Annotated in this window: 10 protein-coding genes; 7 read left to right on the top strand and 3 right to left on the bottom strand. The window is 57.4% G+C overall.

Annotated features, from left to right (window positions below; all coding sequences use genetic code 11):
* Positions 1-82: 82 nt before the first annotated feature.
* From HUS57_RS04225 to HUS57_RS04215, 3 genes are all read left to right on the top strand, one after another.
* Positions 83-703, top strand: a complete 621-nt coding sequence (locus HUS57_RS04225; protein WP_246727731.1) for a hypothetical protein — start codon at positions 83-85, stop codon at positions 701-703.
* Positions 704-767: 64 nt separating this feature from the next.
* A complete protein-coding gene (locus tag HUS57_RS04220) occupies positions 768-2699 on the top strand; it encodes an AAA family ATPase (RefSeq protein WP_173931662.1) in 1932 nt (643 codons plus the stop codon).
* A 314-nt stretch (positions 2700-3013) separates the two neighbouring features.
* Positions 3014-4318, top strand: a complete 1305-nt coding sequence (locus HUS57_RS04215; RefSeq protein ID WP_173931661.1) for a hypothetical protein — start codon at positions 3014-3016, stop codon at positions 4316-4318.
* Between the two features lie 90 nt (positions 4319-4408).
* Here the strand turns inward: HUS57_RS04215 and HUS57_RS04210 are convergent, their stop codons facing one another.
* Positions 4409-5020: a hypothetical protein gene (locus tag HUS57_RS04210; RefSeq protein ID WP_173931660.1), complete on the bottom strand. Its 612-nt coding sequence runs from the start codon at positions 5018-5020 to the stop codon at positions 4409-4411.
* Between the two features lie 383 nt (positions 5021-5403).
* Here HUS57_RS04210 and HUS57_RS17800 point away from each other — a divergent pair, with 383 nt between their 5' ends.
* Positions 5404-6273: a hypothetical protein gene (locus tag HUS57_RS17800; RefSeq protein WP_210256050.1), complete on the top strand. Its 870-nt coding sequence runs from the start codon at positions 5404-5406 to the stop codon at positions 6271-6273.
* 246 nt (positions 6274-6519) lie between these two features.
* Positions 6520-6771, top strand: a complete 252-nt coding sequence (locus tag HUS57_RS17795) for a hypothetical protein (protein ID WP_210256049.1) — start codon at positions 6520-6522, stop codon at positions 6769-6771.
* Positions 6772-6777: 6 nt separating this feature from the next.
* Here the strand turns inward: HUS57_RS17795 and metG are convergent, their stop codons facing one another.
* Both metG and HUS57_RS04195 read right to left on the bottom strand, forming a co-directional pair.
* Entirely contained in the window at positions 6778-8382 is a 1605-nt protein-coding gene (gene metG, locus HUS57_RS04200; protein WP_173931659.1) for a methionine--tRNA ligase, read from the bottom strand.
* Between the two features lie 245 nt (positions 8383-8627).
* Positions 8628-11000 (bottom strand): hypothetical protein, encoded by a 2373-nt coding sequence (locus HUS57_RS04195; protein WP_173931658.1) that lies wholly within the window; start codon positions 10998-11000, stop codon positions 8628-8630.
* A 578-nt stretch (positions 11001-11578) separates the two neighbouring features.
* Here HUS57_RS04195 and mauJ point away from each other — a divergent pair.
* Entirely contained in the window at positions 11579-13000 is a 1422-nt protein-coding gene (mauJ, locus tag HUS57_RS04190) for a methylamine utilization protein MauJ (RefSeq protein WP_173931657.1), read from the top strand.
* A gap of 1477 nt (positions 13001-14477) precedes the next feature.
* Positions 14478-15056 (top strand): hypothetical protein, encoded by a 579-nt coding sequence (locus HUS57_RS04185; RefSeq protein WP_173931656.1) that lies wholly within the window; start codon positions 14478-14480, stop codon positions 15054-15056.
* The last annotated feature ends 8 nt before the right edge of the window (positions 15057-15064 follow it).

Below are 15064 nucleotides of genomic sequence, written 5' to 3'. Positions count from 1 at the left end.
CATACGCCTCATACGTTGACCGGGTGCCGACACCGCTGACTGGCGGCGTCTCATACTTGTGTTTTTGCGTATGGAGTGTCCTGTGACCACTCTCCCCACCGCCAATCAGAATTTTCTTGCCTCCATCCGGGCCGAAGCAGCTCAACGTACGTTTCATCCCTACGGCACGGTCCGATGCCTCGGTGATCCATTGTTCCGGAACCAGGCGGCACGGAACCTTGGATGCCTGCTGGATGTCGACCGCGAGGTGATCTCCTGGACCTGTCTGCCTTTGGCGCTGGAAAATGGCAACGACGTTCACATCCCGGACTTTCTGGTCGAAAAGGACCACGGGCTGGTCGTCATGGACGTCAAACAGGCGAAGGCTCGAACTCCACCCCCATGGATCGCCCACGAGGTCGCAGCCCGAGGATATCGATATGCCTCCTTGGGCGCTGACGAGGTCAGCAGCGGCTACCGGCTGCGGAACGCCGTAGACCTCCTTCGATATTCCCGGTGGCACTGCCCTCTTGGAGACCGCATCCGCCTTCTGGCGGCGCTGGGCGAACACGGAACACTGTCGGTGGCCGATTGCTTTCCGGCGTTCCAGGAGACACGGCCGATAGCCGGTCTCTCCTCCCTGATCCTGAACCGCTTCGTCGAGGTGGATCTCGACGAAGCGTTGATCGGACCGGAAACCTCCGTCAGGCGCAGGCGCGGCTGACAACGTCCTTTCCCCCAAACTTGATAAGCCGGACCTTGTCCCGGGCGTATCCGGAGTCACTCCAATGAGCCGCAAGCGAAAACCCAAAGCACCGAAACAGCTGCGCAAACCAGCCGAGTTCCTGGCCTTCTGCTCGATTGTCCATTCGGTCAGGCAGGAGCAGGTCTTTCGTAAAGGCGAGCCGCTGGTCCTGGCGCTGCTTGTCCCCAATCCGCAGGATTTCGATCTCTACCACGAGGTTGTCCAGCGCGCATTTCATGGCTGGCAGCCGAACCGCCGGACGAAGACCGACGATGCCTGGATCGAGGCGTTTCAAGCCACACGAAGAAAATTCAACCGAAGCTACAATCTGCTGGAGGCGGCGGCCGGGCATGAGAAGCTCATCCTGTTGGCGGACTCCCGAGAGGCCCTCCCCGACGGCGTTGATGGCATTGCCGATGCGGTCATCCAAATTCAGAAACCCGACACGCGGCATGTCCGGGCGGCAGCGAAGCTTTTCTTCGGCCTGACAGTTACAGAGGAACAGGCTGCCCGGATCGCTGCGTTCCCCCTCCGGATCGTCGCCGCCGCATGGCGGAAAGGAAGGAGCATCACCCAAACCATTGAGGCCATGACGCGGGTCGCCGGTCCCAAGCGGAGCCTGGCATCAGGACCGACGTTGGACGATCTATGCGGCATGGGCGAAGCCGGCGATTGGGGAATAGAGCTTGCCAGGGATCTCGATGATTGGCGAGCAGGTGGTATTCCTTGGGGCGACGTCGATCGTGGAGCTCTGGTAAGCGGCCCGCCGGGGTGTGGCAAAACCACATATGCTCAAGCTCTGGCACGCACCTGCAATGTCCATCTTGTGGCAGGTTCGCTTGCCCAGTGGCAAGCCCGCGGTCATTTGGGAGATTTGCTGAAGGCCATGCGTGCGGCTTTCGCGGAAGCGGCGGAGAATGCACCTTCAGTCCTTTTTATCGACGAGATCGACAGCGTGGGCGACAGGGCCCGCTTTTCCGGCGACAGCGCCCAGTACTATACGGAAGTCGTGAATGGCCTTCTGGAGTGCCTCGATGGAGTGGGTGGGCGTGAAGGCGTGGTCGTGATCGCAGCCACGAACTATCCGGAGAAGCTAGATGCGGGTTTGGTCCGGCCGGGGAGGCTTGATCGGCATATCCGCATTCCCCTCCCCGATCGGGAAGCCCGCAACGGAATCCTGAGGTGGCACTTGAGAGACAATCTTGTCGGTGCCGACCTGTCCGAAGTCGTTGAACGAACCGACGGCTGGACGGGAGCCCGACTGGAACAGCTCTCACGTGATGCACGCCGTTGCGCGCGCCGTGCTCGTCGCCCGATGATGGTCGCGGACTTGGTGGCAGGGCTGCCGAAGCGGATTGCTCTTCCTGAAAAACTGCTCTGGAGATACGCGGTGCACGAATCCGGACACGCAGTAGTCAGGCATGTCCTGGAGATCGGCCAGCTTGAACATGTCTCCATTGCCAAATCGCTCGAACTCGGGGTAGACGCGCTGCAGTCCGGGGGCGGAATGTGCTTCAGCGAAAGTGCGTTTCCGGAAATGACAAAATCCAATCTCCTGAACAGAATCGCCATGCAGCTCGGGGGACTCGCTGCGGAGGATGTTATTCTAAGATCCCGCTCTGCAGGCGGAGGCGGGCGAGAGGGAGCTGACCTCCACCTGGCCACTATCGACGCGTTGCTGGTGGAAGCTTCCTTCGGCTTGGGAGAGCATCTCACCTATCTCGTGGGGATGACCGAAGACGACATGCTGTACCTGCTCCGAAAGGACATTGATCTTCGGCAACGAGTAGACAAATTGCTGTCCCGTGAATTCGAGAGGGCCAAGGGTATCGTTGCCGATCACCGGCCCGAACTCGAGAAGATCGCAGAGGAACTCTTGCGAAAGCAAAAGCTTTCCAGAGAAGAAGTCGAAGAGATTTTCGCGCGACAGCACCCCCCGAGACGAGTGACCGGCATCGAAAAGAAAATTGCTTAGGGAGGGCGGTTAATGCACATCCCTCTGGCGTCAGGCGAATGGGCCGCCCCTCAATCACGAACTAGGAAGGTCTCGATAGGGTGGAGAGCCGTCGGCCGCTGCAGCTCGCAGGAACGGCTGAGGTCGCCAAAAGCCGTCATTCCTGACACTCTTTTAATCCTGCCACTCGTTCTACGGCGTGAGTCGACCCGGTGCGGAAGTTCGTTCGCCCTTGCCGAATTCGCGCCCATGACTCATTGCTGCCGTTTACCCGTGAGCCAACCGGTGGACGGTATTGTGACAAACACGTGCTCCACCGGCAACAGGAGAGAGCAATGGACGTAAGTGAGTTCATCGATACCTACTCGGATGATCTAATTACTATCCACGAAGCTCGGTCCGCGGCGTACACACACCCACTTAGGGCTGACTACGCCTTCGCCGAGCCGCTTCTGGACGCTTCCTTTTGCCGCATTCTCGCCGTCTTTGTCGTCGGTGGAATCGAGGCGATGCTTAAGGCTTGGAATGAACGCGACAGTTTTGATGTGCTCAACAAATACTTCGCGCAGAACGTGCCGAATGGCGAGCGTGTCACAAGTCTTCATCAAGGCTTCTTAGACGCGGGCATTCAGGCGGATAGAAAAATCTTCGACGATTATCTTGCGATAAAGTACCTCCGCAACACAATTATTCATGGCCAATGGAAGGAGCATGAGAAGGACTGGCTCGATGCGCGCGGCTTTCCAAGCGACACCCGGAAGCTCACGAGGGCGCACCTCGACAAGATCGAGCACGTCAATCAGAACATGTTATTCTATATCGCACTGACGGGCCTAGCCGACCCGAATGCGCCGAAGCCCGCGAAGCTGATCAACCTCAACGAAACCATCACACGCCGTAAGGATGATACAGGGATTCTCCGAATTCGCGACATCGGACGCATTCTCTGGAATAACCTGGAAAGGATCGACGCCCATCTCTACGCCGCTATTGAGAGGACCGCCATCACCAAGCAATACGACTGGACAGCAGGGCGCTCGGAGGCCGAGTTTAGCACGCTTGGCCACGAGGAGCGCAAGCGGTTCTTTTACCTAGCCGCCCGCCATGCTGGCGAAGAGAATTACGGGCCTTTGGCGCAACATCGCGAATTAGCGAAAGAGGCGGTCGAGTTCTGGCGTGAGTACTGGCAGCGAACAATTGCTCCTCACGAGCAGGCAGTCAGGCCTGCACTCGAGGTGTTTGCAAGTCCTTATTTCAGGCCGGAAATGTCCGAGTGGTCCGTCATCGCGAATGTCCAAGAAGATGATGTCGCCCGTCGACTCGTGGAACAAATCCTGCCCGTTCAGGGGCCGTTGAACAGCGAGCAGATCGTTCAAGCCCTTCGCGCTGGTAAGGTTGCCTATGAGGCCATCCCTAACATTATGCCGGTTACCCTGTTCACGGTGCACTTGCCGATTGTAGATCCTCAGGACACGCCTACCTACCTACACGAAGCGGAACATGCCCTTGACGTGTTCCGGCTCAACTGCGCTTGGTATGAGTGCGTTGAGCACCGCCGTCGGTTCAAGGACAGCAACGGCCTTGGCTTCTATGTCCAGATGTACCGCGAGCTTGCCCAGCGGTCGCAGGGTGATGGATGAGGAAGCTAGGTGATGTCGTGCCTTTGGGAGCCGATCACCGACCACAACAGCATGCAAGACGGCAGTCAGCGCTGTCGCTGATGGTGAGCGTTATCGCGTGACACGATAGGAGCCGATCGTGGCGAGGCGCTCGCCCATAGCGTTCAGTAGGATCTTTGTCCCTATAAGCACGATTTCCGTCTCAGGAAGAATTGCCTCGCCAGGCGTGACGTAGCGGCTGCGATATGGCCGATCGTAAACGCTATCCAGAAGTCGCAGATGATCGAAATAGACCCGCCATCGGGTCTCAACATCCTCTTCGCCTCGTAAATCGAACCTACGTCGGACCTCTTCAGGAAGAGCAAGGTGATTTGTATTTGATATATGCAAATTGATGAATTTCACTTCATCGAAGCATGCCCGAGCGTCACAGTACAGTTTGTAGGTATCATGGCTGTACTTCTTGATTTCCTGCATGGATTTTCCGCAACCACGGAGCATGGTTTTCAACATGAGCTCAGTTGCCAAGCCGACGTTCTGCATAACTGGGCCGCAGTAGAACGGTGCATGATGATCGTTGATTTCCGAGAAGTTCAACTGTTCAGCAGCGCTGAAGTACGCACTCGCCCAGGTAAACAAACCCGTCACATCCATCTCGTCGCCGTCCTCGGCATTTGCAGGCCAACCTTTTGAGAACCCGATTGCAGCTGCCATTTCGCTCACGCCATACACTCCCCAATACGCTGTTTTCGCCACGGCCTTACTCTGGCGATCAATAAGCTGTCGCGCAGGTTTTCATATGGCCCTTATGGGCTCAAACGGCTGGATCACCCGAATGTCCGCTGACCGGTAGCAAAATGGGCTCGGGAGAGTCCGCGAAGCGCCACACACTCCAGCCATCCAACATTGCTCCGCGACTGTCTTGTATGGGTCGAGGGCAGAATTCAAACCGAGACAATACCCGACGGCTTCGCTCAGTCAGCCTTCTTTATCGGATGGCTGTTGGTAAGCGCTCCGGAAGGCACGAGTGATCGTCCCCGAAGAGCGAACTTTGCATTTTCATCAGCCATATGTTCCAATCTCATCGGGATTTTATGGAGGGGGCGATGGTCGAGAAGCCATCAATATTAGCCAGGGGTGAGCGTGCGCGGCTTTTCCCGGTTCTTGCAGAGACATCGAAAGAAGGCCGAACACTTTCAATCCTGCTCGCGTGCCTCGAAAGCGTCGATGAGTTCGGAAAATCTCTCCTTGCAGACTTCGGGCTCCGAGCAGGCACACGTGCGAAGATCAAGGCCTATACCGAGGTCGTTCTGAAGAAGGGTGGAGAAAAAGCGGCTCGGCCGGACGGTCTCCTCATCCTAAAAACCGGTTCCCGTACCTGGACCGCCCTCGTCGAAGCGAAGGTTGGGAACGCCGAGTTAACCCAAGAGCAACTGGACAGTTACCTCGATATTGCGAAGCTGAACGGCGTCGATGCGCTGATCACCATATCCAATCAATTTGCTCCCTTGCCGTCACATCACCCAGTGCAGATGAGCGCATCATCGCTGAAGAAGGCTACTCTGCTCCATTGGTCGTGGATGTATCTGCTCACCCAAGCCACACTCCAACTCGGCAATGATGATATCCAGGACAAAGAGCAACGTATCATTCTCAATGAAATGGTGCGTTTCCTGAGCCATCCAAGCGCCGGCGTGAAGAGCTTCGACCAGATGCCGGCGTCCTGGTCTTCCATTGCCAGTACCATCCAAGCTGGAGGAACGATCTCGCCAAAGGTGAACGAGGTCCAAGAGGTCGTCGGGGCTTGGTATCAGGAGACCCGGGATCTAAGCCTTATTCCTCAGCCGCCAGTTGGGCGAGGACGTCTCGGTGAAGGTTTCTCGGGCCCACGCCGCCGATCCGGCAGCTCGGCTAAAAGCGGATGCCCAGCACCTGGCGGCGGAACACTGTCTTCACTCAACGTTTGTGGTACCTAACACAGCCGCGGCCATCGACGTCGCGGCCGATTTCCGCAAGCGTGCCGTCTTCGCTTCCATGAAAGTGAATGCGCCAGCCGACCGAAAATCCACCAAGGCCCGCGTGAACTGGTTGATCCGACAGCTGCAGAAATCGAAGCCGGAAGACATCCACATCAGGCTTTTTGGCCCGGTCGAGGACCTTTTACACAACACCCCCTCACCGCTCTGCGCGAAGCCCCTGAGATCGCAGAGCAGAACGGAAAGGTGGCCACTTCGTTCGAGGTCGTCTTCGTGCGCGATCTAGGAGCTCGGTTCACGCAGCGGAAGAACTTCATTGCCGAACTTGAACAGGCAATTCCCGAGTTTTACGAGCGGGTTGGACAGCATTTGAAGGCATGGCAACCGCAGGCCCCCAAGGTGAAGCCCGATAGGAACGAACCCGAGAACGTCAGCACCGAGGCCCTTCGCGAGGATGCGGAAGCTGCGGCGGCGGATCGGAACATCCCTGCGGAGTGATAGGATCTATCCTGCACGGTATCCTTTCGGGTGCTCTCTAATACATTTGTCGGCTCTATCGTGCCTCGGGAAAAGCGGGATCCCGGTCACCACTCCATTGCCAATCAGCAGGTCCTGCAAAGAATCGTCGCAGCCCAGTTTGCGAAACAGCTCCCTGCTTTTCTCAGGCAACAAGGGCTCCAGGCAGCGGGCAACGGTATGGAGTACAAAAGCAAGGTCATACAGACAGCGATCGAGTTTCTTCCTCGAAGGAGCTGCCGTGTCATCGCCGTTTGCCTTCGCCAGCGACCACGGCTGAACATCCGAAACGTACTTGTTGGCCTCGGCCACCAGCCGCCAGATCGCGCCCAGCGCTTTGTCGAACCGGAACGACTCCAGGTGCTTTGATACCGTGTCGGGAAGCGCCCTAGCCGAGCGGCTGATACTATTCCCGGTTTCGTAATCGGCGAGTGGCTCTGGCACGACCCCATCGCAGTAACGCTCGATCATCGAAAGGACGCGATGAGCGAGGTTGCCCAGTTGACCGGCAAGTTCGGAATCGTATGCCTGTGCAAAGCGCTCTGACGAAAAGTCGCCATCTCCGGTGGAGCGGATGTGGCGCAGCAGGTAATAGCGCAGCGCGTCCGAACCGAGCTGTTGAGCGAGAGGAACCGGGTCGATGGCGTTTCCGAGCGACTTGCCAATTTTCTTGCCGTCCACGGTGACGTAGCCATGCACGAGAATACGCGTTGGAAGCGGCAACGCTGCCGATAACAGGATTGCCGGCCAGTAGATGGCGTGGAAGCGCAGAATGCCCTTCCCGATAACGTGCTCACGAGAGGAGGGGTTGAGCCAAAAACGAGAGAAGTCGTCGCCCCCTGCCCCGTAGTCCAAAGCGGTGAGGTAGTTTCCGAGTGCGTCGAACCACACGTACATGACCTGATCCGGATCGCCGGGTACCGGAACGCCCCATCCTCGCGCACGGGCCGCACTACGCGAAATGCTGAAATCCTCGAGGCCTTGTTCGATCCATCCAAGAATTTCGTCCCGACGCCACTCCGGCACGATCTCGATGGTACGGCGCTCGTACGCGTTACGTAGGTCCTTTTCGTACCTCGAAAGGCGGAAAAACCAGTTCTCCTCATCGATGTCCTCCGGAGGGATCCCGTGCTCAGGACAACAGCCGTCAATCAGATCCGCCGGCTTGTAGAAGGCCTCGCAACCGACACAGTAAAGGCCCCGGTAGGCACGTTTATAGACATCGCCGGCCGCTACACATGCCCTCCAAAGCCGCTCCGCCCCTGTCCTGTGCCGATCATGAGAGCTGGTGCGAATGAAATCGTTGAAGCTCAGCCGCAAGGCTTCCTTCAGCGAGAGGAACTTAGCCGCGTTTTCCGCCACCAGTTGGGGAACCGGAACTCCAAGCGCTTCCGCAGCCCGCACGTTCTTCAGGCTGTTTTCGTCGGTTCCGGTTTGAAACCGCACCTCGCATCCCGACGATCTATAGTGACGGGCCAACACATCGGCTTGCACCAGTTCCAATGCGAAGCCGATATGGGGTTCGGCATTCACATAGGGAATCGATGTTGTGAGATAGCGGACAGGTGCGTCCGATTTGCCCTGGAATGACATCTTCTGAACCCTCTCGATTACATGCGAGGCGGTTCCGAAGAATGAAAGGCCGCCTCGATTGAAGCGGCTTGGCGTTACTCTTAAAGGCCTGGAAAGATCACGTGCCCACGCATACCGCTTCTGTCTCCGACAGCGGCATCATTGTCGTGGCGATCTGCAGGAACGGCTTGTTCATGGCGGTCAATCTAGCCGGCTCGGGGCTGATGATCAACTAGGAACAATTGGAACTTCCAAACGACCTGACGTCATGCAGCGTCCCACACCTTGTTCAGGATCTGTGCGGCCAGTGCTGCCTTGTCCTGCGGGAGGAAACGCGCGTAGTGGTTGGCGACAGTCTCCGGCGTGTCCTGAATCGCATAGCTTGCCTGCTCATACGACCCGGTCTTCTTGAGAATGTGCGTGGCGAGAACATCGCGCACATTGTGCGGCCCGTGCGGGAGAAGACCCGCTATCGCGCCTCGCTGCGTGTATGGATTGTAGATCCCGTAGCGCTGGATAATGAGCCTCCAGGCCTCGTAGAACGTGTTCTGATCATATTCGGCCGTCTTGCTGGTTGCCTTCATGGTCTTGACGAAGAAGGTGCCGGGATCGGCTCCGCCGTTGAGGAGGCAGGCCCGGTGCCGATCGACGTACGCGTCAAGATAACGATAGAGTTCGCCGATATCCGGCAGGATCAGGCGGAACGGCTTGTCTCCGAAATAGGAAGAATGGGCGTTCTTGAAGGCAGCGGCTGGAATGAGTACTTCCCAGCCGTTCTCGCGTTCGCTCCAGCGCAGCTCACCCCGCTTCAGTTCGGCCAGTTGACGCTCGGACAGTGGCAAGCGGCCCTTCTGGCAGAACAGCAGCTGGCGCAGGTTCTTTTGTCTGGTCCCGAGGTGCAAGCCCAAACGGATCATCAGAAATGAGCGAACGGACTCGGCCGCAGCACGCGGATAACGCCGTTCGTCCGGCATCCTGTAAAGGATCTCGTCCGCGATCTTCTTGTATTCGCCAACGGGACTGTCAGTCTCCAGGATCGGAAGGATGGCTTCGAATGGATCCCTATGCACCCGGGCCACTCGCTGGACCTCCTTTGCACGAACACCGCAGTGCTTGTGACATCGGTCGCAGGCGGCATCCCAGTCCTGCCTGGCAATGTCGATATCCTGCGCGGTCACCAGTCTGCCGATAGGGCGAAGGCTCTCTACGAGTTCGTCAGTTTGTCTGATCCAGCCGGTTTCCACCCTCGTGAGCGCCATGGCCAGCCGCAGCATGTCGACTTCCCAAGCGGTGAAGAACCCGCGCCGGCGCTCACGCCACTGCAGGTACCAATCCCACACCGACGGAAACACCAGCAGCCCGAATGTCAACGACTGCAAGGGCACACCAAGCCCGCGGACTGCACTGCGGGAAGAGGCGACAAGAGCCCCAAAAAGCAGCCCCAAATGCTCAACCTTTTGCGCTGCGGTTTTCTCGCCCCATACGCCAGAGCGCTGATAGCCGAACGCCGTCAGGGTTGAAGTCTTGAAACGCAATAGATCGGCCATCTCCCCGCGCAACCGCGGTGGAGCAACAACCGTCGTGGTCGCCGGTTCAGTTTCCATGTCGTCAGGAAACTCAAAGTCCAGGTCATGCTGAACGTCTCCGAACTGCCGGATCGATGAGGCCCGCGTGGCCATATTCGTCAGAATGTCCGGGAAACGAACCGCATAGCGGTGCTTCATGGCGGCGGACTGATATCGGCGATAGTCGGTTGAGCCCGCAACGATCACTCTGCGAACCCATTCCAGAATTTCTTCCTGTTCGGATGCGGAACGGCGGTCGAAGTCATCTGGCAAATGCCACGCGATTCTCCGACGTTCGGATGGAGTGATCCCCGCTGGCTTATGGCCATGTGCCGAACGCGACGGGTCGGGAAGCTTCGCTTTGAAATAGCCCTCCGGAAGTCGGTATCGCCGCTCGATCCGCCCCAGTATCTTGAAGCTCTCCAGGCTCCGCGGTGCGCGGGTGCCATGCACCCATGTTATCAATGTCTTCCTGTCCAGGGTTTCGTCCGGCTTCACTACGGCTCGATGCAGATACCAATAGGTGTCCCCGTGTCTTTTCATGTGGAGCTCAAGGGCTTCATGAAATGCGGATGGATCCCGCCAGCTCTCCCAGAGCGGCTTGGGAAACTCGATGACGCCTCGCGGCCGGCGGCCCCTCTTCTTTCGTGGTTCCGACGCCGTTTCTTCAGACGTCACACATTGCGTGGTCCGGCTCTCCTGGCGATGCACCCCTCGCTTTGGGCGGTCACAAGACTTCTTGCGGGAGACTTTCTCTGTTGGTTTATCCGGCTGCCTGCTGTGCTTAATTGGAACAGGCCGTTTCGAAAGATACCGCACAATTGCCTCGAATCCGGGCTGCAGTACCGATCTCGCGACTTGCATATATTCCGCCTCTACTCCGCACTCCTGTTCAATGGCCAACCAATCCAGTCTGGCCCCTCGCCGCGGTGGCGTTCGAGGTGTTCGGACGAGCTCGAGCATGTAGGCATGCATTTTCTCCAGCTCTCGTGGCGGCAGAACTGGTGCGGCTCGCTGCCGAACAAAATCTGAGATCATGCGCGGAAACGAAGAAGTTGCGGCAACGTCTTTCATATGTTCCTGGAGTATATTCACCTGCTCCCGCGCAATGCGCGGAACCGAATGGGCTGGAGGGGGTGGAGAATCCAGCAGGAGTGAATTACCGGGCATCTCGCATCGTCCGGAACCGGCATCTTCAACTAATCCCCGGATTTCTCAACAGGTTTTGGTGTCGAAGGCGAAAGGGTTTCCAGCAACCATCAGCCACGTATGATCGACGCGGAATCAATCGAGGAGCGGGTTCATGCTGCACCACACCGCCGGCTCTTGGTGCACCAAAGCATCCAGCTTGTCGGTGCACTAGGCGCGGGATCGCTCGGAAAAGCTGCTTTGGACGAATCAGACGTCCGCGATTGACGAACGTTTCCAGAGATAAATGTCGCGTGTCGAGGGACCAGCTTTCACTTTCTTCCGACGAACGGGAACCGATAGAAAATGCACCTGCGATGGATCGGAACGGGAAAGAAGCGACGCGTTGCTGTCATCGGCCTCCGGCGTATTGAACCGCTCGATTGAGCCCTTTTGCAGCAACCCCAAGCTGCCATGTATGATGAACGCCACCAAATTCAATTGATAGCCGTCGATCTGCCTATATGTACGCGCGTGATTTGATGATTTGGCTTCACCAGAGGCTTGCTGAACGGGGCACGCTTGATCAAACGCAGAAGCGTTTCGAATGCCTGAGAGGATACGGTCTTCTTCCGCGAGGCCGCCAGAATGCTGGCGTCCGACTATCCAACGAACAGATTGCGAACGCCGTGCTCGCTTTCGCCCACCCTATGCCCGAGGTTGCTGGCCATGCCTCTCTCATTCTTGGTGGCTTGCGTCCAGTTGGGGGGCCGAAAGCATCATTCAGAAGTGCACCAAGCTTGAAAGATGTGGTTGCCGCACTTATCGGAGCAGGAGATGCCAATTCTGATCTTTTACGTCTGACCTTGTCCGTGGAGCAGGATTTCAAGGGCGACGAATACGCAGGCGTGCTTTACTTTAGAGAGAACGGTCAAGTGAAGCCAGTCTCGTTCGTCTCCAAATACGCCCACAGCCTTTTCGGATCTGGAGCAGAAGAAGGTTACGATCACGAGCAACTGGACAAGCTGACTGCTGTCCAAAGGTCGTTGGGTTCAAGATTCTTCCGAGACCTATCACGAGAGGTCTCAATCTCGCGACATCTAGACCGCCCCCTCAAGACCGATTGGCGCGAATATGAGACCGAGGAGGAGAAAGCCGAGTTTTGCCGGAAGCTCGGGGCCCGCCAATCATCACGGTTTTTGAATTTGCGTGTGGACGCACAGGTCACATGGCCAAAAGACCCAACACGAATGAAGTTTGGGGGGCACCATCTGGTTCTCTTCCCGAAGACAAAAGATCATTCGCATTCCATTAGTATCGATCTCGCTCATGAGCGCCTATCCGCAGACGATGCGCGATCACTAATGAACCGCATGTTGAGCGTGATGAGCTGGTGCGACAACCGGCCCGCGTCTTTACATGAAGGCTGGTCCGGCAACCCTGTTCCAGTGCGGGTACCTAGGCAGAATTTAGCATTCACGACAATGCACGAGTGGCATTTCTATCGGACTCTCCCAGACAATCAAGATCTGTTGCGATGCTTGGCCTACTACCGCGATGGCTTAAACGCTTACTCAGTAGGATTGGCAAGTCATGCAGTCCTTAGCTTCTTCAGGGTTTTTGAGACCCGCTACGACGACGGGAAAAAGGTGAAGAACTGGGTCAATATTGTCTTCTCCAAGATCGAGCCGTCCATCTCAGAAGGTGCATTGAAAGCCTTCGAGTCAGATCGGCAATCGGAAGGCGTAGATGTTGGGACGTATGTCTATCGTAACTGCCGTGTCGCGACTGCACATGCAGCACGAGACGTGCCTTCCGACCCTGATGGAACTGAGGAATCTCGTCGTCTGCTGAACGCATCACAAATCATGCAGCGACTTGCTCGATATTTCATAAAGCAAGAGTTCAGATTCTCGACTTCATATTTGACGGATGATCCCGGGTAGTCGGGAACTTTCCTTGGCAGGCTGCCGTACACCGTCGGAATGTCGGTGATCGCCCGCATACTTTGCTTGGCAGACGTGGCGGGTGGGCCTTACCCGCCTTGAGGTCAATTTCCGGCAATTCTTGTCGAGTACTCTGGCGGGGCGGCGCTGTTGGCTTGTTCAGCCTTCTTCGGTACATGGTGAGCTTATCTCTCAAGTCGATGTTTTGGTTCGTCCGCTACTGTGCCGTTCGGAGATTCTCTTGGCCATCTCCGTGCGAAGGCGCGGATCCGCAGGCCGGACGTTACCCCGGCGGCTATCAACTCTGGCCAGCCGGCGCGCGTCGCCGGACGGTCGTTGGCGTGGCTTCAGAGCGCTTCACCAGGAGCGATGACGCTCCTCCGCGGACCAGCGACGCATATGGTGTTCGCATATTTGGCGGCAACCTGCTTCTTCTTGATGTCTGATCATGTACCAGTGACCAATCGAGCGAGCCAAGGCGCAGTGTCCGCCCACCGTCCTTTTGGAAACGGGGAAGGAAGTGACTTCCTCCTCTACGGGTGTCGCATGAAGACTGCACGAATGAAGCCCTCGTCGTCTCGATCACGGAGCAGGCTGAAGTCGCAGAACTGGACACAGGAAAGGTTTGCGAGGTTTATCAGGCTCGATACGACCTCCAGAATCGGGAACTCGCGACCAGGGCCGACATAAAGGCAGTGAGTACCGCCTTGCCGACCCCACGCCCACGAAGATCCGGCCGGATCATAAAATCGATGTATCCTTGCCCCGATTCGTCAAAGTCCACCTGGATTTGGCCGTCCAATTCGCCGCTGTCACCCAACGCAATCCACGCTTCCCTGCCCAAGCCGGAAACGTGCGAGAACACTCATCTGTGGGGTAGGAGATTCGGCAGCATGAAGGCTGGACACTACTGTGACCGAACGGACACAGTACCATGGTCAAGAACGTCGCGCCGGTTTCGGGATCTTGATCTTCGTCTCTGCTGCTGACATAAGCCGCCTCCCGACGCGCGCCGTCGGCAACACAGGACCGGAATACATGATGAAGCTCATATCGATAGTTGAGCGGGACGACCGCACGGCGAAGGCCTAAACATCGGTGTGTGTTCAACGCCGATGTCCAGCATCGGCGTCCGGATCGTCCTTTCGACAAGCAAATCATCAGCTTTGAAAGGACAGCTTCATGAGCGAACGGCTTTTTCTGAATCATCTCCATGATCGTCGTGCGGGCATTGCCCTGGCGGCGGGAAACATTCCCGCGGCAATGAGCTTCCTGCGCCCTGACCATCTGTTCACGGGCCGCGTGATCGAGACCTCGGGAGGAGGGTGCGAAATACCGTGCCTTCCGCGCGAACGAGGTTCTGAGCATGACCCAAGTTTGGGTGCCGCCCGGAGAGTCTAAAGCTTCCCGACGCTTCGATTGGAAGACGAACGCGTCCGCACGCGCAAGCGTCGCGAATGCATCATCGAACCGCAAGATGATCGCTGAAAGCCTGCTTGAGGCCAAAGCGATGACTGTTCTGCTGGCCAAGCGAGATGTCCGCGAAGTCTGGGAGCAACCGAAAGCCGTCTGGTACGTCGACCTGGACGGGGTGGAACGCAAACACACGTTTGACCTGCTCGCGGTGTTCGAGAGCGGCTGCCGGGTGGCGTATGCCGTCAAGCCTTCGAGCCGCGTCAGACGAACCCGCCTCGACCTCGAGATCGAGCTGATCCGCCGACAAAGCCTGGTTGGCGTTGCGGACAAAGCGGTCATCCTCACCGAGAGGCAGATCTCCCGCGCACGCGTGTACAACGCCGAACAAGTGCTCAAGGCACGGCGGATGCGTAACGAGCAGGATTGCGCAGAGCTTCGACGCATCGCCTCCGGCATCAACGGCCTGGTGCGTGTCTACGATCTGCTCAAGGCAACTCCGGACCCAGGCCCCGCCAGGACAGCTTTTTGGTGCCTGATCGATGAGGGTGTCCTCGAACTGGTCGCACGCGACCCTCGGCACACGCGCATCCAGGACGGCTCGATCGTGCGTGTGAACCATGAGCTGCTCGCGCAAGGATAAGGAGATTC

Source organism: Chelativorans sp. Marseille-P2723 (assembly GCF_902809845.1).
Classification (GTDB): Bacteria; Pseudomonadota; Alphaproteobacteria; order Rhizobiales; family Rhizobiaceae; genus Chelativorans.
The sequence above is the reverse complement of the archived record's forward strand: the minus strand, read 5'-3'. Positions and strand labels throughout refer to the sequence as shown.

Coding starts and splice junctions, on each gene's coding strand:
- mauJ (WP_173931657.1), top strand. CDS start 11,579: ATGTACGCGCGTGATTTGATGATTTGGCTTCACCAGAGGCTTGCTGAA.
- HUS57_RS04215 (WP_173931661.1), top strand. CDS start 3,014: ATGGACGTAAGTGAGTTCATCGATACCTACTCGGATGATCTAATTACT.
- HUS57_RS04195 (WP_173931658.1), bottom strand. CDS start 11,000: ATGAAAGACGTTGCCGCAACTTCTTCGTTTCCGCGCATGATCTCAGAT.
- HUS57_RS04220 (WP_173931662.1), top strand. CDS start 768: ATGAGCCGCAAGCGAAAACCCAAAGCACCGAAACAGCTGCGCAAACCA.
- HUS57_RS17800 (WP_210256050.1), top strand. CDS start 5,404: ATGGTCGAGAAGCCATCAATATTAGCCAGGGGTGAGCGTGCGCGGCTT.
- HUS57_RS04185 (WP_173931656.1), top strand. CDS start 14,478: ATGATCGCTGAAAGCCTGCTTGAGGCCAAAGCGATGACTGTTCTGCTG.
- metG (WP_173931659.1), bottom strand. CDS start 8,382: ATGTCATTCCAGGGCAAATCGGACGCACCTGTCCGCTATCTCACAACA.